At 57.0% G+C, this 1,047-nt stretch carries 1 protein-coding gene; it reads left to right on the top strand.

Annotated features, from left to right (window positions below):
- Positions 1-639 (top strand): hypothetical protein (locus tag ASD87_RS14380; RefSeq protein WP_235512701.1); only part of this gene is annotated, 639 nt, incomplete at its 5' end.
- Positions 640-1,047 lie beyond the last annotated feature (408 nt).

Here is a 1,047-nt window from a genome sequence, read left to right as displayed (position 1 = left end):
AGGCAGAGAGCCGAGCTGGCGGCCGCCGTGCTGACCGCCGGCGCGGCGGGGATCGAAATGCTGGCCTGCGGGACGGAGCTGGTGTTGAGGCACTTCAATCCCGGAAGCACGACCGGGGTGGGGGCGACGGTGTTCTTGGGGAGGCTGCGGCTGTGGGGTGGGGCGTTGGCGATCATGGGAGGTGCGATCGCCGCTACGTATCATCTGATTGATATGCAGAACGCGGCGAAGGAGAAAAAAACATCGCTATCCCGAGCATTTCGGGTCCGGTTTGTCACGGCTCTCTTGATGGCGACAGGGCAAGCAAGCTTAACCTTGGGAGCGGCTGCACCGATGCTACGCATTGTTGCAGAGCGGGCTGTGCTCTCACGCTGGAGCGTCTCGTTGGGCATGATGGCAGACATTTCAGCCTTCTTTGCCAAGGAGGCAGTGGCGCTATTTTTTCGCCGCCTGCTACTCCGTGGGACGGGAATTTTGGTCGTAGCCAGTGTGGCAATCGCAATTTTCGATGATGACGCTCTGCAGAAATGGTGCAAGCGTACTTCGTATCGCGGACCAAAGTTTCAGAACGAGAAGCCGTTTGAAGACACAGCGCAAGAATTGGCGAGCGTCTATGGCGCCCTGAATGAGGTGGCTTGATGTACGCGACCGAGTGGATGATGTGGTGGGGCTGCTTGAAATCGGATGAGGAATTAGGGAGCCATTCCAGAGGCGCACGGCCCTCGCCACGAGCTGTGTCTTACGTAGAAGATGTCGCGCAAGAGCGAGCGGCCCAACAGGCAAAACGTTGCGATCGCGCTGTCAGTCGCGGCCCAGTGTACGCCGCTAACGATATATATATGGAGATGCGTTGCGGGGGAATGGAAGACAAGCGGGGGCTTATCACGCTCGCCACTGCAATTTTTGTGGGCATGATTTTATATGCGTGGGCCGTTAGTTCGGGACCAATGGGGGTGTCAGAAATTCCGTGTTCAAGGCGGTGTTAAGACTTACACGGAAGGTCTGATAAATCGATCTGCATAGAGGATAGCGAATTGATTCATGGCC

Origin of the sequence: Achromobacter sp. Root170, from assembly GCF_001428165.1 — a bacterium.
GTDB lineage: Bacteria > Pseudomonadota > Gammaproteobacteria > Burkholderiales > Burkholderiaceae_B > Achromobacter > Achromobacter mucicolens.
Note: the sequence above shows the minus strand (reverse complement) of the source record. Positions and strands in the feature narration are given on the sequence as shown.